Below are 25,305 nucleotides of genomic sequence, written 5' to 3'. Positions count from 1 at the left end.
CTATAAATAGGGTTTAGGCGTGGTTCAAATAGTAATCCTTTCGGCAACTTCTAATAACCAAGTGATAACTGGAATAGGATTTGTGTAAATAAAAAAGCCTCCACTACCGCGGAAGCTTCTCCAAATGATGTGCAATATCAACATACATATCGGAATAAACCGAATGGATTTCATTACTAGGCGCAGCGTTAGAAGAGAAGTGGACGATTACCATATTTGCTGTCGGATCGATGTAAAGAGTTTGTCCGTAACTGCCTAACACTTCGAAAGCATCTTGTTCATTATGCGGAATCCACCATTGATTATGATAAGAAATGGAAGCGCCGCTGCCAATTGCGAGTTCGCCTTCTTGTACATTTTTTACACCTTCTGTAATAGAAGAAGGGACGATTTGTTTTCCGTTATATTGACCATTATTTAAAAGTAATTGCCCGAACTTCGCCATATCTCTAGCAGTTGCATTTAAACCAGCGCTTGCTTGTTCTACTTTTGTTTCATCTGTAACGTAATAAGCGTCTTCTTCCATACCAATTTGAGACCAAATTTGCTCGCTTACATTTTCAGCTAATGATTTTTCAGTGATTGTTCGGATAATCCAAGCGAGTGTTTCACTTGAGCCGTTATTGTAAGAAAAAGCGGAGCCAGGCGGTGCGGTTTCTTCTGCCTCTAGTAACATATCATAAATTTTCATAGGCCCCTCGTAATTTTTACCTCGGGGTAAAATATTACTAGCTAAATATAGTTGTGCATCTTGATTTTCTAGTCCTAGCTGCATATATCCGTGAGTAGGGTATTCAGCAGAAACTTGCATGTCCAGTAATTGCTGAAGTGTTGCTTTACCAAACGGTGTATTTTTTAATTCTTTTATGTAAGTGTCAGCTGTTTTCTCTACATCAATAAGATTTTCTTCAGCGAGAGATTGTATGATTGCACCAGTAAACACCTTTGCTAATGATGCCATGCCATGAGGTTCACTCCCGTTATATCCATTGAAATATCGCTCATAAACAAGTTGTCCATTATGTACAACGACAAAAGCGTCTGTTTTGTTTTCGTCTAAAAGTTTTTTTAGAGGAGTTGTATTTCCAAATCTACGCTCCACAGCAAAATCGTCTAAGTTTTGTAACGCGGTAGGGAAGGGAGTAACTTGGTCAGGATTGTTTTTTACTTCATTAATTAAAGTAAATTCTTTCATATGTGTATACGACCAGCGTAAGTAAGGATCGTCCAACCAGTTTTCTTTTGTGACATTTGCTTTAGTGGGGGTCGTTTTATTATTTTTAAAAAAAGTAAACCCAAGCCCTGTAACTACGAATATTAATACTAGTAACAGTAATAGCAGGGGAGATTTCTTTACATTCATATAGGTACCTCCTTTAGTTTCTATTATAAGTATACGCTCGTCTTAAAATAAATACAAAATAAGGAAAGTAAACGGGTAAGTTTACTTTCCTTATGAACGTTAAGCAGATATTTGTCCGTCTGTACTTTGTTTCTTGAATTTTTGTTTTCGTCCGTGTAATCCATAATATAGAAGTAAAGTGAACGCAACGATAATAGCTGCGATAAAATACATATTATGATAACTTGATTTGGCAGCGACTATACCTAAAATGAAAGAACCGAAGCCAATGCCACTATCAAAGAACGAGTAGTAAGTAGCTGTCGCAGAACCACGTCGATGGTTTGGAGCGGCAGAAATTGCAATCGTTTGGAAACTTGGAATTAATGTTCCGTATCCTAAACCGATTAACATACCTGCGCCAAGGAACCAAAATGAAGTTTGCGCTTGGCTTAAAATGAACATCCCAATTGTGAAAATAATAATAGCGGGATAAATAAGTACATTTTCACCGAAACGATCAAATATTTTCCCTGTAAATGGACGAGAAATGACCACAACAAGTGCGTATAAAATAAAGAAGTAACTTGCAATTTCGCTTAAACCGAGCTCTTTCGCATAAATAGGAATAAAGGATAAAATGCCACTATAAGAAAAGGCTAAAACAAATCCTGTCAGAGCGATTGGAATAGAAGATGGTTCAATTAAGTCTTTCCATTTCATTTTTTCTCGTTTTTGTTTGTTTACTGGTGCTTCATGCGGAATATTGACTAGTAATCCTAATAAAAATGCGAGTAATGAAAATACTGAACAAACGATAAATAGTACAGTAAATGAAAAATGAGAAATAATTGTTAAACCTAAAAAAGGACCAATTACCATCGGTAGACTCATAAATACCCCGTAATAAGCAAGTGCTTCACCGCGTCTATGAGCTGGTGCTACATCAGTTACAATTGTTCCAGTTGCTGTTGTTGCCATTCCGAATCCAATACCATGTAAGAAGCGAAGGGCAAGTAATAAAAATAAACTTTGCGTACCGAAATACATAACAGTAGCGGCTAAAAATAGTGAAAGTGAAATGAATAATATTTTCTTTCTTCCTAAATCATCGAGCCATTTTCCTGTGAATGGTCTACATAAAACAGATGAAATAAGAAAAACAGTTGCAACTAAACCAATTTCCTCAGGTTTTCCTTTTAGGCTGTCTATAACATAGACAGGCAGAGTAGTCATAAGCATGTAAAATGTTAAAAAGAGAAACAGACTACTAAAACAAGTTCCGAGGAAATCCTTCGTCCAAAGTTTTTCACTTTGCATCGTCATCCCTCCATATTAATGATCTAAATTTTTGATAATTTGTTGTAACAATTGAAAAGCTTCATGTAAGTCTTCTTCTTTAATACCTTCTAGCGTCTTTTCTTCAAAGGAATCAACTTCTTCTTGCCATACTGGAATCATTTCTATCGCTGTTTCCGATAAGGAAATGAGCTTCTCACGGCGATCTTTTCCTTCCGTACGAATAATCCAGCCCATCGTTTCCATACGTGTTAACGTGCGGGTCATCGTTGGTGATTCAACATTTAAATACTGACATAATTCTGTTTGGGTACAAGATCCAGTTTGATTAATGCGGAAAATAACAGCCCATTGCGCACTAAATAATCCTGTTGGAGATACACGTTCATTAAATTTCTTCGTAAACTTACGAGAAGTTTGACTGACAATGTGGAAAAAATGTTGTTTTTCGTCCATGTATTTGGATCCTTTCAAATTAGTTACCTAGCTAACTATATACTTTTTTATAATAACTGTCTAGTAATAGACATGCAGTTTTATGTGGAAATTTCGTATAGATTTTATATTGAGAACATACATTCTGTGTGGTATTCTTTAATTAAGTAAAGAATTTTCTTTCTATTAAAAGAATGGGGGAACTTGTGATGATTAAGCCTGCAACAATGGAGTATGTTTCACTATCGAACGGAGAAACGATTGCATATCAAGAAGTTGGAAGGCAAAATGAAGAAATACTCGTGCTCATTCATGGAAATATGACATCGTCACAACACTTTGATTTAGTTATTGAGAAACTACAAAATCAATATCATATTTACGCAATTGATTTAAGAGGATTTGGACAATCAACGTATAATAAGCCGATAGATTCTTTGCAAGACTTTACGGAAGATGTGAAACTTTTTATAGATAAATTAAAACTAAAGAAATTTTCATTAATGGGATGGTCAATGGGCGGCGGTGTTGCGATGGAGTTTACAGCGAGCCACCCAACTTTTGTAGAAAAACTAATATTAGTAGAATCGGTTGGAATGAAAGGGTACCCGATATTTAAAAAAGATATTAACGGGCAACCAATCGTATCGAGTTTATTAAAAACGAAAGAAGAAATTGGGCAAGATCCAGTGCAAATTGCCCCCGTACTAGATGCAATAAAAAATATGAATAAAGTATATTACCGTACAGTATGGAATCTATTAATATATACACATAATCAACCTGAACCGGATCGTTATGAAAAGTATTTAGATGATATGTTAACGCAGCGCAATTTCGTTGATGTGAACTATTCATTAGTTACATTTAATATTTCAGATGAACATAATGGTGTTGTACGAGGAAATGGACATATTCACCGTATTCAAGCCCCAACACTCGTCATACAAGGTGACCGCGATTATGTCGTACCACAAGTAGTTGGTGAGGAATTAGCGAAACATTTGCCAAATGCGGAGTTGAAGGTGTTAGAAGACTGCGGGCATTCACCGTTTATTGATTGTTTAGATGTGTTTATACAGCATGTAGAGGATTGGTTAGACAATAAATAATTCCCAAAATATAAAACTTGCATATACTATAGCATTTGTATGTATAAGGGGAGAGAGTCAATGCATAATCCATTTTTAATGTATCATTCGCCATATAATGATCATCAATATATAAAAATTATTATTGATCCGATGTATATGCAAGTGCAGCAACTACCAATCGCCCATGCACATTACTACTTATATGGACCATCATTTTATGAAAATCCATATTTTAAACATTTTCATTACCATGTGAAAGCACAAGTTTGGGAAGGATAAGAAGCTAAAAGGTTGATTCTTTTAGCTTCTTTTTTATTGCCGATATTCGTACACGCATGTAAAGAAACCGTTTATAATGAAAAGTGGAAAGCGTGAGAAAGAGAGGGAAAAGGATGTCGATGCGTTTTACTTTTTGGATTATGGTTGGGATTGTGGCAATCTCAGGTTTATCACAAGGTATGCTCTTACCTGCCATTGCAATGATTTTTGAACAAGAAGGGGTTAGTTCAAGTATTAACGGTATTCATGCAACGGCATTATACATCGGGATATTATTTATTTCACCGTTTCTTGAAAAACCGATGCAAAAGTTTGGAATGAAACCAATTATCGTAATTGGTGGGTTTCTCGTTATTATTTCATTATTCTTTTTTACACAAACTTTTTCATTTTGGGTATGGTTCGTTCTTAGATTTCTAGTTGGAGTCGGAGATCATATGCTTCATGTCGGAACACAAACATGGATTACGACAACATCAGACCCGAGTAAAATAGGTAGACAAGTATCGATATACGGTGTATTCTTCGGAATTGGTTTCGCAGTTGGCCCGTATTTAGCAAGCACTGTTCAGTACGGTCTTGCCACACCATTTATCGTATCTACTATACTTTGCTTAATAGGATGGCTTTTACTACTACCAACGAAAAATGCATTTCCAGCACAAGATGAGGCAAAAACTGAAAGTGAATCATCCTTTTCTCGTTATAAACAAGTCGTTGGATTAGCTTGGATTGCGCTAATTGGTCCGCTCGCATACGGCGTACTTGAAGCGATGTTAAATAGTAACTTACCAGTATACGCACTTCGCAAAGGATGGTCTGTATCGGAAGTTTCCTTCTTATTACCAGCATTCGCAGTTGGGGGCATTATTACACAAATTCCACTCGGTATATTAAGTGATAAATACGGAAGAGATCGTATTTTAACGTGGACGTTCAGCGTAAGTACGGGCATTTTCCTACTTGCGGCAGTATTTGATCAATATTACTGGATCGTCTTTGCATGTATGCTTATAGCAGGTATGGTCATTGGCTCGTGCTTCTCATTAGGGCTTGGATTTATGACAGATTTATTACCGAGACACTTACTACCAGCAGGTAATATATTATCCGGAATCGCCTTTAGTTTAGGAAGTATTATGGGACCTGTATTAGGGGGCGTATTTATAGAAAAAATACAGTATACAAGCTTTTTTATTGCGGTTATGATTATAATGGGAATTCTCGCAATGGTATATATGGTCTACATGAAGAATCAATTCGCATCAAGAAAAATAGAAAGTAGGTTAGGGCATGACAAAACAACCTAATAAAAAGAAATTTGAAGTACTCGAAAACGAAACAATTACAGACTGCTTAGCACGTATGGAACAAGAAGGCTATGCACCGTCTCGTCGCATGGAAGAACCAATCTTTCATGAAGTGAAGAAAAACGGCAAAACAGAAGTTGAACCATGCGGTAGAAAAATTGTTTTTGAGGGGAAATTGAAGTAATCTCATAACAAATAGCCATCCAATTCATTTGAGTTGGATGGCTTGTTTTTTTACTGAACAATGAAAGGCTTAGCTAGAGATCTTTGTTAGTGAAGGTAGTATAGAGAGAAACTAACTACATAAAAATGTAAATTTAAGGATGCTGAATGTATTGAATTTTAGGATTGGGACATCAGTTATAGAGCTGGATACCCATACATTTGAAGGAAAGAACAATTATACAAAAGTAGGATGTTTAAAAATATATTAATTTGTATGATAAAAACAAAACATATTTTAAAAAAATTAGAAAGGAGGGAGAAATATATAATGATACAAAGCATATATGAAACTCATTCACATGTCAGAAATTTAGAAAAGGCAATAGATTTCTATCAAAATAAGTTAGGTTTAGCATTAGCAAAAAAATTATCGAAAAGACGAGTTGCGTTCTTTTGGGTAGGAGAAAGTAAAGAGCAAATGCTCGGATTATGGGAAGTACATACGAATGAAGAGCTTGAGACGAAACACTTCGCTTTTCGTGTAGATTTAGAGTTTTTAAAGATTTCTAAATTATGGTTAGAGGAGCGTGGAATAGAGGTAGTAGGGAGTCAGGGGAAAGGAAACCAAGAGCCGATTGTCCAAAGGTGGATGCCAGCTGCAAGCGTATATTTTCTAGATTGTGATGGAAATAAATTAGAGTTTATTTCTATGTTATATGATGATCCAGATGAACTAGAATATGCTACTTATTTAAGTGAATGGAATGCGGAGCACTAAGAAAAATAAAGTGAAACTTTAATCAGTAGGAGTTTTATAGCTTTGTATTTTGTTAAATAGATAGGGAAAAATAAAATCCCTCAAGAAAAAGCACGTTCTTGAAGGATTTTTTTATGCTTTATATATTTTATATTGCTTGTAACGTATTAATGATGTTCACTTTTAGATATTTCAGCGCGTTGAATATAACCATCAGAGAAGCTGAAATAAAGAGAATAGCTTCCTCGATTATATATGAAGCCTTCACTAGTCATATCCTCTCCGATTCCATCTGGCTCACCAAACCACTCTTTTAATTCATTAATAGTGATATCCATTTTTACCCATATATATCTAGCGTCCGAAGGGTACATGTCAATATTATAATCTCCGTATACTGCTGTATTAGGTGCATCACATTCTGTACATGGTGCTTGCTTCCAAACATCAGGTACTCCAAATTCTTTTTTCACCTCAGATATATCTTTACCCAATGCATTTAATTTAAATGGACCAAACGTCCCATCCTGTAAAGCTGTTGTTAACATTTGTTTCATTTCCTCTTTTGTATTGATGTTGAAATTATAATCTCTGTTTTTTGCTAATGTACTATATAAAAATTGTGCATACTCCTCACGTTTCACAAGCATGTTGCCATTGTAATTACCTGCCTCATCACCGTGGGATATTCGGTTACTACGTAGCGTATTTACAAATTCATAGGCCCAATGATCTTGAGGTACATCTTTAAAGTTACTTTGTCCTTTTGATTGTAATTGAAATGCTTTTTGTAATACTACTGCCATTTCATACCGAGTTAATGCATCATCTGGACGAAAAGCACCTGTTCCATCACCTGTCATAATTCCAGCCTGTACAATAGCTTTAATATCCTTTTCAAACATATGATTTTTAATATCGTTAAACATATTGCTCTGTTCATTGTTTGCTGTTAAACCTAAATGACGAGCGATTAAAGAAGTTACCTGGCCTCTAGTAATATTATCCCCAAAACCAAATTTTCCGTTTCCATATCCGTTAAAAAGTCCTGCTGACGCTAAGTAATCAATAGCATCTTTTGACCAGTGGTCCTTTGGTACATCTGTAAATACAGTGTTCGCATTGCCAGCTACTTTATAGTTATTCGTAGTTGTTTGTGCGTTTGCTGTGCCTGCCATCATTGTAGTTGCTAGTGCTGTGGTGATCACGAATCCCAAAATTTTTTTAGCTTTGCTTGTTTTCTTGCCCATTTGAGAAAGCCTCCCCAGTTTAATTTAACTTTATTAAATATACGTATTACACATATACATCTAATGCAGCTAAATGTACACATCGTAATTATAACATGTAAATGATGATTATTTGTCATTAATTCACTTAATGTGGATAAAATTCCAATAATCTATATAAAACTATAATTTTTAGATGATAAATATCCATTGCTATTTAATTGAAGAAAAATGCGAAAGCTTTTTATAAAATATGGAAATGTTAAAATCCCTTTGATAAAATAGCAATATGCAAAAATAATTATTTATAAATTCTCAATGTAATGAATATTCATGTTTAAATATACGGATTTAACTACATAGTTATTGTAATAAAGGGGGAGAAAGATGTTAGATGAATTGTACAATGCTTTTTTAAATGCATCGGGTTTTACAGAAAGCGCGAGGAAACGAGACCAGTATGATAAATTACATGATTATTTAAAAGATCAAGAAAGAGAGTTAAAACGATTCATTCAAGATGCTGAATCAGCGAAGAGAGATTATGAGAGTAAAAGTAATGGCTTAGAAGCTAATAAAATTCCGGCAGTTGAATTTGAACAAAAACGTCATGAAAAGGATGAAGACTTAAATACAGTATTATCCTATTTTAAAAGTGCATTAAGCGATGTTGGATCTGCGATAGGTACAGCTTATGCAAAGTATTTGGAATATAAAGCGAAAGCAGAAGCGGAGAAAGCGTCAGCATACGCTGCAGCGACCAAAGCTTTTGAAGAAAAGAAAAAGGAAATTGAAAAACTTATCCATTAAGCATACAAAGAATGGGGGGATCAACATGAGTGGTAAAGAGGTTGAAATTATAGGAAGTAACACTGCCAGTGCCATTTCTTACGCGCAAAATATAGAGAACGGCATGAAGGATTCTTTAAATCAAGCGAAAAATTTAAAAGCATACGTTACATGTGCGAACTGGAATGGAAAAACGAGAGATGCCTTTTTAAGTTATCTTGATTTAATCATTCAATATAATTCAGAAATGGTAGAGGCATTTGAAGGACATACGAAAGCTTTGAAAGAGTTAGATAAAAGTATTCAAACGTACGGAGATAGACCGGAAGTAAGGGCGATAAAACAGTTGTGATGGAGAAATGAGGGATAAAAGAATGGGAAAAGAAATGAATTTTACACCTGCTGAATTATATGTTCTCGCAGGTGCAGCTGGGGTTACGGATATATTTGGATTGCCAAACCGTGACGCAATAACTTTACTTGATGAAGAATGTGTCACGAAAGCAACTGCGAGTTTAAAAGAAAAAGACTTACTTACAAGTGAAAATGGAATTACCCGTGCTGCTTTTCAAATGATTGAGCTATTAAAAGAATATGAAAATTGTCATGAATACACGAGAATTAATAATGTATTAATTGGCTTTTTAAAAGAGGATAAAGACCGAGTGGCTGTATTAACAGAAATAGAGCCAAATAAAAAATACGAGATCGACTACATACCAAAACCAGACGTATATTTTTCCTTATTAACACGCATTCCTTTCTTATTGAGAGAACCGAGGGAAATAGAAGATACATTTTTCTCAAAGAGAATGACCGAAACAGAACAACAAACATTTGAGGAAAAAGATTTATCAAATAAAGACGTTATAGCGATGGAAACGTATACGAGGCCTCGGAGTAATAGAGGAGGAAAATGGGAATGTTTCTTATATTTCACTGAAGGAGAAGATTACGTTCAAATAGATGTAGAACGTAATCGATATGACTGGGTGAGCCTCTATGCGGTGAATAAGAAATTGTATGACGTGTTAAAAATGCCATATAAAAAATTAGTTGATCCGAGACAATTTTCGTTAGGAGGTATTGAATAATGCAAGTATCAATGGGAGATGGTGGTTCTGGTGGTGGAGAAGAAGTATTAGTTAATTTTCAAGAACTACTTGATATAGTAATGAAATTAGAAGATATATATAAAATCCATGTAGACGTCATTGGAACGAATATTGAGAGTTTATTAAGCAGTGATTTTTATCAAAAAGGTGAAGCGATGAGAGTAATTGAAAAATATCCTGATATATTACACAAAACACTTGAATTGGCTGAACACTATTCGAGGTCGGCGACAGTTGTAGGGAACGTATGTGTAGAAATGCTTAAAAAGGACGAACAATTACGTGAAAGATTAAGTAAGTTGTAGAAATCACCATACGGCTGGGGGATGAAAACGAAATGGATGTGAAATATAGACCAGAACCATGGCAAGACATGGGAGATGGTATGAATCGAATTACAAAAGATGCACTCATAAAATTACGGGACGCAAATGAATCATTAAAAAAAATTGATGGAAGAATACGAGATTTAGACTCAGATGGTAGTATACATTTTAACCCAAAAGATCAATCGCGAAAAATCGGGGAGTTACTCGAGAGCTATTCGACATTACAAAAATATTGCGGAGAAGCAGGGCGATTGGTATCTGAACATATAGATAAACCTTTTTTAGTAGAAATGGATAAATTCGCTCAAAAAATGAGAGATACATCTATTCTTAGTTTCGAAACAAATAACCGAATTGGCTCTACAACAACGACAGTATTACCAGATGCGCACGCGGGATACGGAAGTGTACCACAAACAATACAAACAAAAAAAGATAAAATAACAGTAGAAGATATTTTTAAAGATTCACCTGCATTTGATAACGTACTTAGAGCAGAATACAAAGAACTAAAAAAACAAAATCCAGATGCAAAACTAAATTATGAAGAATACAAGAAAGTAGTCCCATCCACACGAGGATTTGAATACAAATCGATAGAAGATGAACAGAAAAAACTAGAAACAATACGTGACCTAGCAATAGGCGGAGGAATCATCATCGCAACAATCCTTTGCCCACCACTCGGGGCCGCTGCCGCAGTTGTATACGGCGCTGTACAAATAAAAAGTGGTATTGACGGAGAAGACTGGGGAACACACAGGAAATTGAGCCAAGAAGAGCGGGTAGGAAACATCATTTTTGGCGGATTAGATGCAATCCCAGTTGTTGGAGCGGTAGGAAAAGGAGTAAAAGCATTCAAAGGCACGAATGAATTAGCTGATTTAGCGAAATTATTAAAATTCAAAGAAGGAATGCCTGGTTTCAATCCAAATTTGGGTAAAAATGTGGTACAATCGCTTAAGGAAAATAAGACTTTAAAGAATGCACTAGATGCTATGAAAAACACAAACATTCCAGTAGCAGTTAGGGTAGCAGATACTGGAATGGGAGTGAAGCTTCCTTATATAGAATATTCAACTGTTGGAGAAGTAACTGGAAAGCTTTCAAAGGCAAGTATGGCAGCTAAGGATGACGCTTATCAACTTGCTAAGGGTAGTGGAGGGATTAAGGGTACGGGTGAAGCTACTAGACTTATTCCAGGTACCCCTGGAAAGGTTACAGGAGGTAGTTCTACAAAATTAGGGCAAAATTTATTGGAATCCATGGGGCTTCCACGTTCTGCATCACGGAAAGGATATCAGGCGCAACATATAATACCTAAAAACTTAAGAAATCATCCGGTATTAAAGAAAATTGGAATGGATATGGATCATGCTTATAACGGGATATTTTTACCGATACCAGCAAAAGATCCAAGTGCTTTGTCTAGGCATAGAGGATTTCATAGTGTATATAATAATGTGGTTAAAGATCAGTTAGATAAATTAAATATCAATCAAAGTATTAAGGAGTTGGAACAACAAGTATTTGAATTGCAACAAAAATTAAAAAAAGGTACAGAAAGTGGCTTGCCATTATACAAATCAAAGGTATTAGAAATTGGTATTGAGAAGTTTTACAAGACAAAATTAAATGAAGAAATAAAGATTTGGCAAAGAGGTGGCGGTGCTACTGAAGAACTTTGGGAAAGGTGGATAAATAAATGCAGTACGGAAAAAACACTCAATTAGTCGAAGAGGTTATTAATTTTATTACAAATTTACAACTTTTTCATAATGAAAACCTTCTAAATCGTGATGTTGTTATGGTTAATGAGTATGAAAGAGCACAAGAATTAGCATGGTCTCAAGATTTGGATGAGGTTGAAAACGTTTGGGAAGATATTAAATCCTCAGAAGGTGGGGAAATAATAGGACAATTATATGAGCATGATTTAAACTCTATGGAGCGTCCTATAAGGGAGATTATTCAATCATCCGAGAACTATCCAGGTGATTTTGTATTACAATATATTGATATTTTTGAAGAAATAATTGGAGATTTACATATGTGTGCACTAAATCGTTTAGTAAATGGAAAAGTTGATAATTTTTATGAAAGAATCTTTGAGGTTTATAAGCTTGGGGGATGGCCATGTGGATGGGAAGGTGAATATCCAGAAGGGAGAATAATTGTATATTCACCAGATAAAAAATAAAGTATATTTGCAGTGGAAAGAAAAACAATAAGTGGTTTAAAAGTAGAGACTCATGATGGTTGTACCATCATAGAGTATTACGTACAATGATAGAACAGAAAATGAGGTGCGAGCTTAGGCGAGATGACATTTTACCAGAAGATGAATATAAACGCATGGAAGAGACATAAAACTAACGAACTCGTACAAGCTCGTTAGTTTTAAAGTAATATTTGTCACGATATATATAAGGTGTCATACTATTATTATAAAACTTATAGATTAAAGCTACTTAAAAACAGATGAACTTAAAGCACTTGATTGTCTATGATAGGCAACAAGTGCTTTTTATTTTAAAATTACAACAAAGGGTACGGGTGAAGGTAGTAGGATTATTCCTGGTACTCCGGGTATTGTAACAGGAGGGAATTCTACTAAATTAGGAAAAAATATGATGACAGAAATGGGGCTTAAACGTTCAACTAAATGGAGTGGATATCAAGCACAGCATATTATTCCTTCTGAAATGGCAGATAATCCTGTAATTAAAAAGATAGGTATGAACTTTGATGACTCATCAAATGGTATTTTTCTAAGAGTACCAGATGATAATATAAGTACAATGGCTAGACACAGAGGATATCATTCTGTTTACAATGAAGTAGTTGCAAGAGCATTAAATAAAATGGATATTAACCAAAGTATTGATAGTTTACAAAAGCAGGTATATGATTTGCAAAAAAATTTAAGAAAATTACAGGGGAATGGTTTACCATTGTACCCAAGCCAAGGTGCAACAGTAGAACTTTGGGAAAGAAAGCTAAAACAATTGGAAATACAAAATAAGTAAATATCAGTAAGGTGGTAAGGTGTAATGGAAAATAAAGATATTAGTTTGCTTGAAGAATTACTTTATAATACAAATAAAGAGGATACAATTAGCCGAATAAAGAATATAGATAATCCAATACTCCTTCATTGTTTTGCAGCAAATTATAATTGGAATAGTGGATTTGATATACCAAATGCAATTCTTGAAAACAAAGATTGTGACTTAGGAACGGGATTACTAATGTTTCATTATGCAGACGGATATCGACTATTAGAAAGTCCGGAGGAAGTTTCGAATTCTCCATTACAAGAATGGAAGGTTTTTATATTAAAACTTCAAAATAAAATTATGAATTTGGAGTTTAAAACACAAAATATATCATTTAGCCCTGAATTAACAAAAATTCAAATATTCAAGTTGAAAAAAAGGAACCCAAGTATTTCAGATATTCTTATTAATGAGTCACCAGGAAATATAATTGATATTCCTAAAATATAAATAAACATTAAAAACTCATTACAGTAAATAAATGAGTTTAGTTATAGTGATTTTATAAAGCTTACTATACTAAATTATATTTTATGTACGGATATGATAAAGTTCGTGGTGCTAAATTTAAATACGCATAAGTATATATGAATAAAAAATAAAGTATATGTGAAGTAGATAGAAAAAATAAAAGGTTTTTTGAAAGTATGTACTCTATGATGGTTGTACCATCATAGAGTACTATGTGCAATGATAGAATAAGAAAACAAAGTACGAGCTTAGGCGAGATGACAATTTACCGGGCGATAAATATAAACACATGGAATGTATATTAAACTAACGAACTCGTACAAACTCGTAAGTTTTAATATAGTATTTGTCATGATGTACAAAAGGTGTCATACTGTTACTAAAAAACTTACAAATTTATGCTACTTAAAAATATATGAACTTAAAGCGCTTGATTGTCAACTAAAGGCAACAAGTGCTTTTTTGCGTTTTAGGATAGAAATAGGTAGACACATAATAATTTTATAAGTGCACGAAGTATTAAATTTTTATAGATTGTAATGGCTTTGTACAGTGTATAACGAGAGTAGAAGAAAAAATAAAGGGTTGTATTATTTTTTGAAGTCATCGTAAAGTACGTTTTAACGGATTTACGTTACGAACACGTTATCCGCAAAAAAACGGGTAAACGTTACAGGGACTCAAATTACTGTAACGGGAGGGGATTTATGATGGGAGAGAAAGTAGTTGGTTACGTACGAGTTTCAACGGAAGGACAAGTACGTGATGGGTATAGTTTAGCGTATCAAGTAGAAGAGATTGAACGTTACTGTAAAGAAAATAATTTAGAACTACTTCATGTGTATGAAGATAGAGGATTAAGCGGAGCGACTGTTGATGAAGATGGATTAACAGTTGAACGTGATGGATTACAAGAGCTATTGTCGGATATGGCGTATAAACAAGTAAGCTATGTTGTTGTGTTGAATACATCACGATTGTGGCGCTCTGATATGGCGAAAGTATTGATACAACGAGAACTAAAGAAACACGAAGTAGATGTGAAGGCAATTGAACAATCAAGTTATAGTATTTACACACATGAGCCAAATGACTTTTTGGTGAATGGCATGTTAGAGCTATTAGACCAATACCAACGACTTGAAATTGCATTGAAGCTAAGTAGAGGTAGAAAGAAGAAGGCTGAACAAGGTGGATATGCAGGTGGTGGTGTATTGTTTGGCTACAAGGCAACAAAAGGACAAAAGGTGTTAGAAGTAGATGGTGAGAAAGCAGTAGTTGTACGTAGACTATTTGAATTACGACATTTTTTTAAACATTGGTCACTTACGCAATTGGCAGAACAATTGAATGTGGAAGGCTACTGCACAGCGAAAGGTAAACAATTTACGAAAGTACAAGTGAAACGCATGTTAGATAGAGAGAATTTTTATCGTGGCATGTATAAATACGGGGAAATACAAACAAATGGAAAACATGCAGCAATTATTTTGTAAATTCACTTAAAAAATTAGCTCATTTTACTATACATACTACTAGAGTTATGAAAAATGGATAGGCTTGCGTACCTATGCGCATCGGAAGATGAACGCTCGAACTAAGGTTGCCGACATTTTTATATGACTAAATAATTGAATAGAGGGATGCGTTATGCATAATAGGCAGAACTATTTGTATGTAGGAGTAGATTTACATAAAGAGCAGCATACGGCTGTTATTATTAATTGCTGGCAAGAGAAATTAGGAGAAATACAATTTGATAATAAACCATCTGCATTTTCGAAGTTCTTATTAGAAGTAGAGACATATGTGTGTGATGGGATAACTGTTGTATTTGGTTTAGAAGATGTTGGTGGTTATGGAAGAGCGTTAGCGAAATATTTAGTAGATCACGAACAGGTAGTAAAAGAAGTAAATCCAGCTTTATCATTTTTAGAACGAAAAAGCCAAGTGATGATACAAAAAAATGATAGTTGGGATGCAGAATGTGTAGCACGCATATTGATAAACAAATTTAATCAATTACCAGATGCAAAGCCAAACGATTTATTATGGTCAATACAACAACTGGTTTCAAGACGGAATGCATTAGTAAAAGCACAAAGTGCATTAAAGAACCAATTACATATTCAATTAAACCACCATTATCCAAGTTATAAAAAGTTTTTCTCAGAGTTAGATGGAAAAACAGCATTAGCATTTTGGGAGCAATATCCGTCACCCTCTTGTTTAGAGGGGACGAATATAAAGCGATTAACAGCTTTTTTATTAGATGTTAGTAACAATACATGTTCAGTAAAGAAAGCAAGTGAAATATTAAGGCTTGTGAAAGAAGATGGACAAACAATGAAAGAGTATCAAGAAATGCGAAACTTTTTAGTAAGAATTATTGTACGGGAGATTGAGTTTAAAAAGAAAGAAATGAAATACATCGAAAGAGAATTAAAACAGCTAGTAAATCTACTAGATTATCAATTAGAGACGATGCCGGGAATAGAACTTGTGACTGCATCAGCATTAATTGCAGAAATTGGGGATGTAAGGCGATTTCCAAATGCCAATAAATTAGCACGATTTGCGGGGATTGCGCCTGTTTACTTTGGTTCTGGTGGGAAAGGTAAGACACATAAAAGCAAACAAGGAAACAGGGCGCTACACGCTTTATTTTATAATTTAGCTGTACAGCAAGTGCAAGTAGCAAAAGGAAGTAAGATGCCACGAAATCCAGTGTTTCACGCTTATTATCAAAAGAAACTAAAAGAAGGAAAAACAAAAGGACAAGCGTTGGTATGTATTATGAGAAGGCTTGTAAATATTATATATGGGATGATGAAACATAAAACGGCATATGAATTGCCGGTAGTACAAGAGAAAGAAGTAATTTAATAAGGTTTTACATGGTTTGTTTTTTTATTGTGAGAGTTTAAGATTACAACATAGGGTACGGGTAATAGAAGTAAGACAGCAAGTGAAGTTAATTTAAATAATATAGATGATTTTATTAACGGAACTAAGAATTTTGATGATGTATTAGATGATTATGCTCGACATTATATTGAGGTAATAGATATTAAAAACTGGTCTTGGGCCAATAATATTAAAGGTGGAAACAAATTAACAAGTAATAAAAGGAAAATGATAAAACAACGAGCTGAAGAACTAGATCTTATCCCGAAAGTTGAAGTGAAAAAAGTAGAAGGTATGCGCTATGGATTTGCTGATTTTGAAGGACTTGGTCTAGTAGTACATAAAGATGAACTTCCAAAAGATTTATGGTTAAAAAGAGATGTGGAGCAATTTGACTGGTTGAACAACAGGCTTCCAGAAGATATAAGGGCTATGGTGGAAAATGGTTCTTATACGTGGCATCATACTGAAGTACCAGGGAAAATGCAACTAGTTCCTTATGGAATCCATGGTATTACTGTTCATAATGGTGGAAGGACTAAAGGAATGTGGTCAGATGCGCCAAGATAATAAAAAAAGGAGTGTTTTGAATGGAAATTAAAAAAGAATCTATAATTTATCCGTTACCGTCTGATAGTTTAATATTAAAGAAAGAAGAATTTTGGAGAGTTCAACTACCGGTAGATTATAAGAATTTCATAAAATTTAATAATGGTGGTTCCCCAGAAAAGAAATCTTTTGTGTGTAATAACCATAGCTATGCAGTTATTAGGTTTTTATGTATTCTTGAAGCCCCAGAAAATATTGAAATAGGTATGTTTGATATTGATGTAACATGGACCCAGCTAGATGAGAGACTTACAGATGATGGAGATTTACTGGGAGTAGCTTTATTACCAATTGCTGTATTATTTGCCGGTGATTTTTTATGTTTAGATTTTAGAGAATCAAGAAATAACCCGAAAGTTTGTGTGTGGGATCATGAGAATTCTGCTGAACTTGAACCAGTAAGTCATCATGTGGCAGATACATTCGATGAATTTATGGGTATGCTTCACTAATACATCTATCTAGATAAATCACATGATTAAAACTAGATAAAGGAACTCCAAAAAGATTTTTGAATGATACAGGAAAACAATAAGGAGTTTGAAAATAATGACTCACGATGGTTGTACCATCAGGGGCTACTATGTGCAATTCTAGTATAGAAAAAGCAGTACGAGCTTAGGCGAGATGACATTTTACTGGGTGATGAATATAATCACATGGAAAGTATATTAAACTAAGAACTCGTACAAACTCGTCAATTTTAACTTAGTAGTTGTCATGGCATGTAAAAGGTGTCGTACTGTTACTACAAAACTTACAGATCTTATAAATCTTACAAATCTATGCTACTTAAAAACATATGAACTGAAAGCACTTGATTGTCGACTAAAGGCAACAAGTGTTTTTTTAATAGATAGGTATGCTTTGAGTGTATAAAAATTATTTTTATGAATTAGGGCTAACAGAAATTACTAGTATTATATAATTGAAAATACATTAGCAAAAGATGTGAACTATTCCTCTTCATTAAAGGTGAAGAAGTAATACTTAATGGAAGGATAAAAAGAAGCTCATGATGCCCCTAAGGCGAGTATTCAGAGTAGGATCTCGAATTTGGAGAGTGGGGGGGTTAAGGGTACGGTTAAAATCGATTACGATTTAGCTAAAGATTATATTAGAGATGTAGAGTCAAAAACAGGATTGAAGCTTCATAAAAGCCAAATAGAACAATTAAAGGCTGCTCTAAGGGAACATAAGTATGAAAAAATGACGCCATTGGAAACGTTAAAATACAGAAATAAATTTAACAGTGTGAAAAACAAATTAATAAGTGAATGGGAAGAAAAAACAGGGCAAACATGGCCAAGATATACTGAGGAAGTTTATGATAAAAAAGGTAGAGTAGCAAGGGATATTGGGCAACCCTATGATGCGCATCATATTATAGAGAATGATTTTGGTGGGCCTCATGAATGGTGGAATATACATCGAGCTAAGTTTCCTGATGTACATCAGGCAGGAATTCATGGTAAAGGGTCACCATCAAATCAATTATTTCCAAGGAGGTAGTTTTTATGGCTACATTTGATTTTATAAAAAATAGTCATCATAAGTTTTTTAAATTACAAGAAAATGAACTTATAGTGGCAGAAGAGAGACTTGGATTTGCATTTCCTAATGAACTTAGAAATTTTTACTTAGAAGTTGGCTATGGTTTTATAAAAGGAAATAATGTGGATGCAATAAATAGAATAATGGATCCAGATACTATAGCGGATATTACATTGAGAGAAGGTATTTACGAGTTTGATCCAGATTTAGAGGGAATATACGAGGAAGAAGATAAATTGGTTTTTTATGAAGTAAACGAGGGTGTATATTTAACACTGGATTTGAATACTCCTCAACAAACTCCTGTATATTTTTTTGAGACTCAAATAGCTGATTCATTGGAGGAATTTATACGAAAAATTAATCAGGATACTGAATACTTTGTGGATATGGTTGATTAATACTCTATAGTATAGATTAAAAGTCTTCAGTAATAAGTAAACAAACGAGATTGGTTATAGTAGCTTTATAAGTATTATAGTCACATACTACTCAATGTATACTTTACACAAGAGAATGACAAAGTTCGTGATGCTAAAGTTAAATATACACTGGCACATAAGACAAGCAAACGAAAAAGTACTTATTTTTGAAGTTGACAGAAAAAGAATAGGCTGTTAAAAAGTATATACTCTATGATGGTTGTACCATCATAGAGTATTACGTGCAATGATAGAATAGAAAATAAAGTACAAGCTTAGGCGAGATAGCATTTTATTGGGCGATGAATATAAAAATGCAATGGGCATGAAACTAACGAACTCGCAAGTTTTAACGTAGTCGTTGTCACGACATATAAAAGGTGTCATACTGTTACTACAAAACTTACAAATTTATGCTACTTAAAAACATATGAACTTAAAGCACTTGGTTGTCTATTTGAGGCAATAAGTGCTTTTTTAATTGAAAGGTATACTATAAATTTAAAGAAATTATTTTTATAAATTAAAGCTAACACAAATTACTAGTATTATATAACTAGAACTACATTAGCAAAAGGTGTGGACTCCGTATCCCCATTCGTTAAAGGTGTAGAAATAATGCCAGATGGAAGTGTCGTTAGATCTGGAACGAACTTTAGCGGAAAAGTCAAAGAAGCCCATGATGCCTCAAAGGCGAGTATTCAGAGTAGGATCTCGAATTTGGAGAGTGGTGGGGTTAAGGGTACGGGTAAAGTTTCTAATAGTGGTGAAAGTTTAAGTAGAATAGAATATTTGCGTAATAAATATGGTCGGTTTACTCACCAGGAATTAAACGATAGGATTAATTTGCGTGATGCTGTAGCGAAAGAAGTTGAAAGATTAAATAATCTAGGCCTTTCTAAAAGGGAGATGGGGCCTGCGGTTGCTGGAACTTTTGACAAAACAACAGGTAAGTATTACTTTGGAATCAATAATACTTTAGGTAAGATTCCAGAAGAGTTACATCCATTAATAGAACAACGGATTACCAATATGCCCAAAAATATTAAAGAGGGATATACATTTACGTATGGGGCGGGATCTCACGCAGAAGTTTATTCATTAAATCAAGCGTTACTTGCAAATTCACAAGCAAGTGTTTCGAATTTTATCACTCATGTAGTACGTTCTGGTAAAAAATTAAAACCGGCTGGTATGATGATGCCAACCTGTCCACATTGTAATTTTATTACTGAAGGATTTGAATTTAGCTCAGAGGTGAAGAAGATTGGAAAATCAAATTGATATATTAAGTAAAGAATATGTTATAGAACATGGAACTGACTTTGACGAAGATTTATGGTTTACATCTTATAGTGATGAAGTTTTAGATAATCCGGAAGACGAGAATGGTAAACCTTTTACCGGGTTAGCTTACGAATTATATGATAATGGTAATTTAATATATTATACAAATTATGTGAAAGGTTTTATAGAGGGCGAGTTAATAGAATTTTATAAAAATGGAAATTTAAAATCAGTGAAAAAGTTAATTCATGGACAAAGTAATGGTACCGAAAGAATCTGGTATGAAAGTGGAGAATTAAAATTTGAAGGAGAATATAAATTTGGGATAGCTCTCCATTATACAGAATGGGATGAAAAAGGTCGTATCATAAAACAAAAAATTTCCCCTGCAGAAACAGATTTAAAATTGATTGAATCTGTTTCTAAAAGTGATACCTAATGAAGAATTTAGATTTAAATAATATGAAATTGATAAATGAATTTACCGACATTCAGAATGAATTGTTATCCAAAGTAAATCTTGAGAATAGATTTGACGTTAATGAAATCAAAAACATTGCAGGGATAGATTTAGCTTACTGGGATGTAAATAATAAAACGTATGGTACATGTTGTATCGTAATGATTGATTATTATACAAAGGAAGTTGTTGAAAAGGTATATAGTTATGGAGAAATAAGTATTCCTTATATATCAGGCTTTCTTGCTTTTCGTGAGTTGCCTTTAATACTTGAAGCCGCGAAGAAATTATCTAATGAACCTGATTTATATATGTTTGATGGAAATGGGTATTTACATTATCGTCATATGGGAATTGCTACCCATGCTGCAATGTATTTAAACAAACCAACAATTGGCGTGGCAAAGAGCTATTTGAAAATAGAAAATGTCGACGCTACGATGCCTAAAGAGGAAGTAGGTTCTTACACTGACATTGTAATTCATGGTGATATATATGGTAGAGTTTTGAGGACTTCGTATTGTGTAAAGCCAATCTTTGTTTCATGTGGGAACTGGATTGATTTAGATACAAGTACTGAAGTTGTAATGAACTGCATAAATAATGAAAGTCGATTACCTATTCCAGTTAGATTAGCAGATTTAGAAACACATAAAATGAGGAAGAAGTTAATGGAAGGATAAAATAGTGTATTCTATACGTATTAGGATACAACTATAATGACATGTGGAAGACAATAAACTAACGAACTCTTACAAGCTCCTATGTTAAAATACATTACATTTCAAAGCGTATAAGAGGCGTCATACTTTCACTATAAAGTTATAAAACTTACAAACTTAAAGAGATTTATACATTTAGAAAACATATAAGTTTAAAGCACTTGATTGTCAACTAAAGGCAACGAGTGCTTTTTTAATAGATAGACATGCTATAAATTTTTAGAAATTATTTTTTATGAATTCAGGCTAATGAAAATTACTATTATTATATAATTGAAAATACATTAGCAAAAGGTGTGGACTCCGTATCCCCAATCTTTAAAGGTGTAGAAATACTGCCAGATGGAAGTGTCGTTAGAACTGGAACGAACTTTAGCGGAAAAGTCAAAGAAGCCCATGCTGCCTCAAAGGCGAGTATTCAGAGTAGGATCTCGAATTTGGAGAGTGGTGGGGTTAAGGGTACGGGTGATGTTGGTAAGGGAGCCAGTGGGACTAATGAATTCGATGATATCTTAGTTGATTCATACAAAAATCTGAGGAAAAATAAAGAAATTTCAGGTCAAGCACATCATTTGAATCAAGATGCTGCTTTTAGAGACTATATTCCAAGAAATGACGGACTTTCTGTAAAATTGGAAGGAAATATATTTAAAGATATAGATAGCCCCCATTACAATGCTCATAAAAGTTTAGAAGATTTTTGGAATGTTTACAGGAAAAATGGAGATCTAGCAGGGCTTAAACCTAATTTAACAGACTATAACAATACATTGAGAGATTCTTTAATTAATGCAGGGTTATCAGAAACACAAGCAAACAAAGCAGTTTCAGAAGCGATCAAGCAACAAATAAATGCTGGTCTTTTGGCTGATGATTTCGTACCTAGAATACCGGGGAGAATTAATTTACCTAAACCAAAACCTTGATGGAGGAAGTAAAGTGAGATTAGAAAATGAAGTCGTGAAGTCTTTATGTAGAATTGATTTTTTATCACACACTAGGAAATTAGAAATTGATTTTGAGATAGTACCAACTTTAAAATTGGCTAGTAAAAGTATTAATCAATTAAAGTGGGAGAACCTTTGTTTAGATAGAATAGGAGATGTTACTTCACATTTATCAAAGAATTATAAAGAAATGTATAATAAAAATTGGAATAATTTAGCGATGGATATAAAAAAAGAAATTATTCCCATTGTTGATAAAAAATTGTCTGTTCTGATTAGTGAAGGACAACTTTTAGAAAACATGAAAAGTCAAATTTTATTTGATATAATGAATATCGCACTATATAAAAGTTATTCTTTAGTATGCGAGTCTGAATTTTATAATTGTTTATACGAAATATATATAAATGGTTATATTCCATGTGGGTGGACTGGAGAATATCCTAAAGGAAATATAAAAGTTATATGATAAGGAGTGAATTTTTTTGGAAGAAAATAAAGATTTCCTTAATGAATGTATGAATATTATAAACACTACCATATATAAGGTTTTTAAAATAGACATCAATGATGAACAAGAAAAGCAAATCTTAGGTGCATACCTTTTTGGAATGTTTAATGGATTAGGACACGAAAAAAATATTAAACCTGTTGACATACAAGGTGCTATGATTCAGATTTTAAACGAAAAACTAAATTATTCTTTAGAGTCTGCTGTTCAATTTAGCCAGTTTCTTATTAATTCCACAGATAAAAATTTCCATCCTACTATGTTTGCTATTATCCATAGAGGATTGGAAGGATATTCCATGTATAAAGATGGTAGAAATGAAGAATTATCACGAGATTTTCATGATATTATTGAAGTTGTTAAAACAGCAACTTAAATTAAAATTAAGATAGTATGTGCTATTTCACTAGATTCTATGAGCGAAGGAGAAAGATTTTTAAAGAATAAAGTGAAATGGCTAAAGCAAATGATGGGCATGTTAAACTAGAAAGCGGTCGAGATAATTCAAAGCCAATTATTATATTGAAAGTTTCTTGAGAACTTATTCGGAAACATGGTACGATGCACATGAAAATAAACATGAAATTTATAGTGGTTACTGGAGTTTTGAAAGTGGAGCAATCGCAAAAATTTAAAAATTAGATGACTCAACTTTGAAAGATACTTCATACTCCCCCCTATGATATGGTGCATTACCAAGAAAAATAAATGTAAGAATCCACAGTGATAAACTTTTACACTGTGGATTTTTTAAATTTGTGTTTAAGTACCTACTAAGGGTACGGGTAATGGTAAGCATTTAAATGATGTACCTAAAATAAAAGAAATTGAAGTGAACTTTAATAGAAATGTAAAACATGATTCAGAAGAGTTTGCGAGACAATTAAAAGACCAAGAAAAAGGTATGAATGAGCTTACAGTGGATGAGTATTTAAAAAATCGTGAAAGATACATAGCACAGGGGCGAGCTATTGAAGGTAATGCTGCTCAACAAGCTGCTAGAGAAGAAGCTTATGTACAAAAGGTAAATGAACTACAAAGAGAAGGATTAACGTTATCAAATGCCAAGAAAAAAGCCAAGGAATGGCTAGATACTCAAGCTGCACTTCACAACCCTGACCAGATAGCAGGTGGAAAGGCAGAAATAATAGGAGGTATGGGAGATAAAAGGATTAATTCTTCTATAGGTAGTCAATGGCGGTATAGAATTGATATTGTTGATGAATAAATTAAGGAATTAGCCAAAAACATGACACCAGAACAACTAAAAAGTACTTATTTGAATGTAAAATTAACACATTAGAGGAGGAGTTTAGACGGAACAATATTTAAAAGATTTTAAGTTGCATAATAAAGTTCCGAGTGAAATCATTGAAAAGTATAAACATGTAGTACCTAATGAAATAATAAATTTATGGAGTAATTATGGATTTGGTACATTTATGCAAGGGTATTTTAAAAGTGTAAATCCAGAGGGATTTAAAGAGATTTTGGAGGAGAGTAGTCAAAGATATAAGGATTCAATAGTATTATTTGCTACGGGTATGGGAGACTTGGTTATTTGGTCAGATGGATATGTTAGATTACTTAATTACAGGTATGGTATAGTAAAGACCATTATGTTTACATTTGAATTTTTCTTTCAAAATATTGCTGATTTAGAATTTAGAGATGAAGATTTATCTTGGCAACCTTATCCCGAAGCGCTTAAACAATATAATGAGTTAGATTACGAGGAGTGTTTTGGTTATACACCTCTATTAGGTTTAGGTGGAGCAGAAAAAGTAGAGAACTTAAAAAAGGTCAAATTAAAGGAACATATTCTTATTATTACTAGTTTTATGGGGCCAGTATAATAATAGAATAAGTAGATATTTTATCACTAGGTAAATAGAGATATAGGATTCGTTCAAATGAATTAGACTTACTACTTAATTTATATTTTACAAGCGAATATGATAACGAAACACATTAACACATATATAAATCAATGAAAAACAAAGTTTATGTGAAGTGGATAGAAAAAATAATAGGTTGTTTGAAAATAGATACTCCATGATGGTTGTACCATCATAGAGTGTTATGTGCAATGATAGAATAGAAAACGAAGTACGAGCTTAGGCGAGATGACATTTTACTGGGTGATGAATATAAACACATGGAATGGACAAAAAACTAGCGAACTCGTACAAACTCGTAAGTTTTAACGTAGT

The 25,305-nt window shown here is 33.6% G+C and carries 30 protein-coding genes and 4 pseudogenes; 30 read left to right on the top strand and 4 right to left on the bottom strand.

All coding sequences use genetic code 11. The features are described 5' to 3' along the window. Positions 1-103 precede the first annotated feature (103 nt). From MHB76_RS15480 to MHB76_RS15470, 3 genes are all read right to left on the bottom strand, one after another. A complete protein-coding gene (locus MHB76_RS15480) occupies positions 104-1,363 on the bottom strand; it encodes a serine hydrolase domain-containing protein (protein WP_340987055.1) in 1,260 nt (419 codons plus the stop codon). A 99-nt stretch (positions 1,364-1,462) separates the two neighbouring features. Then, complete coding sequence (locus tag MHB76_RS15475; RefSeq protein ID WP_002128166.1) at positions 1,463-2,662, bottom strand: MFS transporter; 1,200 nt, start codon at positions 2,660-2,662, stop codon at positions 1,463-1,465. 15 nt (positions 2,663-2,677) lie between these two features. Further along, positions 2,678-3,097: a MarR family winged helix-turn-helix transcriptional regulator gene (locus tag MHB76_RS15470; RefSeq protein WP_002013810.1), complete on the bottom strand. Its 420-nt coding sequence runs from the start codon at positions 3,095-3,097 to the stop codon at positions 2,678-2,680. Between the two features lie 188 nt (positions 3,098-3,285). Between MHB76_RS15470 and phaZ the strand changes: the two genes are divergently transcribed. From phaZ to MHB76_RS15445, 5 genes are all read left to right on the top strand, one after another. Next, positions 3,286-4,188: an intracellular short-chain-length polyhydroxyalkanoate depolymerase gene (gene phaZ, locus MHB76_RS15465; RefSeq protein ID WP_078174461.1), complete on the top strand. Its 903-nt coding sequence runs from the start codon at positions 3,286-3,288 to the stop codon at positions 4,186-4,188. 60 nt (positions 4,189-4,248) lie between these two features. Then, positions 4,249-4,449, top strand: coding sequence for a hypothetical protein (locus MHB76_RS15460; RefSeq protein WP_016105448.1), 201 nt, complete (start codon positions 4,249-4,251; stop codon positions 4,447-4,449). A gap of 113 nt (positions 4,450-4,562) precedes the next feature. Then, positions 4,563-5,759, top strand: a complete 1,197-nt coding sequence (locus tag MHB76_RS15455; RefSeq protein WP_078174460.1) for an MFS transporter — start codon at positions 4,563-4,565, stop codon at positions 5,757-5,759. After that, complete coding sequence (locus tag MHB76_RS15450; protein WP_000166305.1) at positions 5,743-5,943, top strand: NETI motif-containing protein; 201 nt, start codon at positions 5,743-5,745, stop codon at positions 5,941-5,943. The genes MHB76_RS15455 and MHB76_RS15450 overlap by 17 nt, the downstream gene beginning before the upstream one ends. 309 nt (positions 5,944-6,252) lie before the next feature. Beyond that, on the top strand, positions 6,253-6,702 hold the full coding sequence (locus MHB76_RS15445) for a VOC family protein (protein ID WP_078174459.1): 450 nt from the start codon (positions 6,253-6,255) through the stop codon (positions 6,700-6,702). A gap of 146 nt (positions 6,703-6,848) precedes the next feature. Here MHB76_RS15445 and MHB76_RS15440 read toward each other — a convergent pair whose 3' ends face one another. Next, positions 6,849-7,931, bottom strand: coding sequence for an S-layer homology domain-containing protein (locus MHB76_RS15440; protein ID WP_340987050.1), 1,083 nt, complete (start codon positions 7,929-7,931; stop codon positions 6,849-6,851). 366 nt (positions 7,932-8,297) lie between these two features. On the opposite strand from MHB76_RS15440, the gene MHB76_RS15435 reads away from it, so the two are divergent. The 25 genes and pseudogenes from MHB76_RS15435 (at position 8,298) to MHB76_RS15315 (ending at position 24,948) form a co-directional block, all read left to right on the top strand. Continuing rightward, positions 8,298-8,720, top strand: a complete 423-nt coding sequence (locus MHB76_RS15435) for a hypothetical protein (protein ID WP_328011417.1) — start codon at positions 8,298-8,300, stop codon at positions 8,718-8,720. Positions 8,721-8,745: 25 nt separating this feature from the next. Beyond that, positions 8,746-9,051, top strand: a complete 306-nt coding sequence (locus MHB76_RS15430; RefSeq protein ID WP_002110836.1) for a WXG100 family type VII secretion target — start codon at positions 8,746-8,748, stop codon at positions 9,049-9,051. 22 nt (positions 9,052-9,073) lie between these two features. Beyond that, entirely contained in the window at positions 9,074-9,793 is a 720-nt protein-coding gene (locus MHB76_RS15425; RefSeq protein ID WP_340987045.1) for a DUF5081 family protein, read from the top strand. Then, a complete protein-coding gene (locus tag MHB76_RS15420; RefSeq protein WP_199710523.1) occupies positions 9,793-10,119 on the top strand; it encodes an MFS transporter in 327 nt (108 codons plus the stop codon). The genes MHB76_RS15425 and MHB76_RS15420 overlap by 1 nt, the downstream gene beginning before the upstream one ends. Positions 10,120-10,151: 32 nt before the next feature. Next, a complete protein-coding gene (locus MHB76_RS15415; protein ID WP_340987042.1) occupies positions 10,152-11,876 on the top strand; it encodes an AHH domain-containing protein in 1,725 nt (574 codons plus the stop codon). Continuing rightward, complete coding sequence (locus tag MHB76_RS15410; RefSeq protein ID WP_340987040.1) at positions 11,849-12,343, top strand: cytoplasmic protein; 495 nt, start codon at positions 11,849-11,851, stop codon at positions 12,341-12,343. Before MHB76_RS15415 ends, MHB76_RS15410 begins: the two co-directional genes overlap by 28 nt. Positions 12,344-12,773: 430 nt before the next feature. Beyond that, positions 12,774-13,172 (top strand): AHH domain-containing protein, encoded by a 399-nt coding sequence (locus MHB76_RS15405; RefSeq protein ID WP_098492213.1) that lies wholly within the window; start codon positions 12,774-12,776, stop codon positions 13,170-13,172. Between the two features lie 24 nt (positions 13,173-13,196). Then, positions 13,197-13,652 (top strand): DUF4274 domain-containing protein, encoded by a 456-nt coding sequence (locus MHB76_RS15400; RefSeq protein ID WP_000428102.1) that lies wholly within the window; start codon positions 13,197-13,199, stop codon positions 13,650-13,652. 321 nt (positions 13,653-13,973) lie between these two features. Next, a complete protein-coding gene (locus MHB76_RS15395; protein ID WP_340988194.1) occupies positions 13,974-14,180 on the top strand; it encodes a hypothetical protein in 207 nt (68 codons plus the stop codon). A 203-nt stretch (positions 14,181-14,383) separates the two neighbouring features. After that, positions 14,384-15,169, top strand: a complete 786-nt coding sequence (locus MHB76_RS15390) for a recombinase family protein (RefSeq protein WP_340988193.1) — start codon at positions 14,384-14,386, stop codon at positions 15,167-15,169. 154 nt (positions 15,170-15,323) lie between these two features. Next, complete coding sequence (locus tag MHB76_RS15385; RefSeq protein ID WP_340987030.1) at positions 15,324-16,559, top strand: IS110 family transposase; 1,236 nt, start codon at positions 15,324-15,326, stop codon at positions 16,557-16,559. 249 nt (positions 16,560-16,808) lie between these two features. Continuing rightward, complete coding sequence (locus tag MHB76_RS15380) at positions 16,809-17,150, top strand: HNH endonuclease signature motif containing protein (protein WP_016108799.1); 342 nt, start codon at positions 16,809-16,811, stop codon at positions 17,148-17,150. Between the two features lie 20 nt (positions 17,151-17,170). Next, a complete protein-coding gene (locus tag MHB76_RS15375; protein ID WP_016105434.1) occupies positions 17,171-17,641 on the top strand; it encodes an SMI1/KNR4 family protein in 471 nt (156 codons plus the stop codon). Between the two features lie 565 nt (positions 17,642-18,206). Then, positions 18,207-18,701: pseudogene (locus tag MHB76_RS15370) on the top strand (WXG100 family type VII secretion target); the annotation flags it as partial. Between the two features lie 5 nt (positions 18,702-18,706). Next, on the top strand, positions 18,707-19,144 hold the full coding sequence (locus tag MHB76_RS15365) for an SMI1/KNR4 family protein (protein ID WP_078204167.1): 438 nt from the start codon (positions 18,707-18,709) through the stop codon (positions 19,142-19,144). Between the two features lie 357 nt (positions 19,145-19,501). Then, positions 19,502-19,687, top strand: a pseudogene (locus MHB76_RS15360) (hypothetical protein); the annotation flags it as partial. Positions 19,688-19,783: 96 nt separating this feature from the next. After that, positions 19,784-20,449 (top strand): YwqJ-related putative deaminase, encoded by a 666-nt coding sequence (locus MHB76_RS15355; protein ID WP_445661355.1) that lies wholly within the window; start codon positions 19,784-19,786, stop codon positions 20,447-20,449. Then, on the top strand, positions 20,433-20,891 hold the full coding sequence (locus MHB76_RS15350; RefSeq protein ID WP_340987027.1) for a toxin-antitoxin system YwqK family antitoxin: 459 nt from the start codon (positions 20,433-20,435) through the stop codon (positions 20,889-20,891). The genes MHB76_RS15355 and MHB76_RS15350 overlap by 17 nt, the downstream gene beginning before the upstream one ends. Continuing rightward, positions 20,891-21,595, top strand: coding sequence for an endonuclease V (locus MHB76_RS15345; protein WP_002128135.1), 705 nt, complete (start codon positions 20,891-20,893; stop codon positions 21,593-21,595). The genes MHB76_RS15350 and MHB76_RS15345 overlap by 1 nt, the downstream gene beginning before the upstream one ends. 335 nt (positions 21,596-21,930) lie before the next feature. Then, positions 21,931-22,560, top strand: a complete 630-nt coding sequence (locus tag MHB76_RS15340) for a type IV secretion protein Rhs (protein WP_445661354.1) — start codon at positions 21,931-21,933, stop codon at positions 22,558-22,560. Between the two features lie 13 nt (positions 22,561-22,573). Next, entirely contained in the window at positions 22,574-23,050 is a 477-nt protein-coding gene (locus MHB76_RS15335; protein ID WP_002128144.1) for a hypothetical protein, read from the top strand. Positions 23,051-23,066: 16 nt separating this feature from the next. Then, positions 23,067-23,468 carry an Imm48 family immunity protein gene (gene imm48 / locus MHB76_RS15330; protein WP_002128141.1) on the top strand — a complete coding sequence of 134 codons (402 nt, stop codon included), beginning with the start codon at positions 23,067-23,069 and terminating at the stop codon, positions 23,466-23,468. A 172-nt stretch (positions 23,469-23,640) separates the two neighbouring features. Further along, positions 23,641-23,800 (top strand): annotated as a pseudogene (locus tag MHB76_RS15325) (PoNe immunity protein domain-containing protein); the annotation flags it as partial. A gap of 124 nt (positions 23,801-23,924) precedes the next feature. Continuing rightward, a pseudogene (locus MHB76_RS15320) lies at positions 23,925-24,395 on the top strand (polymorphic toxin type 15 domain-containing protein). A 40-nt stretch (positions 24,396-24,435) separates the two neighbouring features. After that, the gene (locus MHB76_RS15315; RefSeq protein ID WP_340987025.1) at positions 24,436-24,948 is read left to right on the top strand and encodes a T6SS immunity protein Tdi1 domain-containing protein; all 513 of its coding nucleotides are present in this window, start codon (positions 24,436-24,438) and stop codon (positions 24,946-24,948) included. The last annotated feature ends 357 nt before the right edge of the window (positions 24,949-25,305 follow it).

The organism is Bacillus sp. FSL M7-1345, assembly GCF_038006985.1.
GTDB classification, from domain to species: domain Bacteria; phylum Bacillota; class Bacilli; order Bacillales; family Bacillaceae_G; genus Bacillus_A; species Bacillus_A cereus_U.
This window is presented reverse-complemented; position numbering and strand designations above follow the sequence as displayed.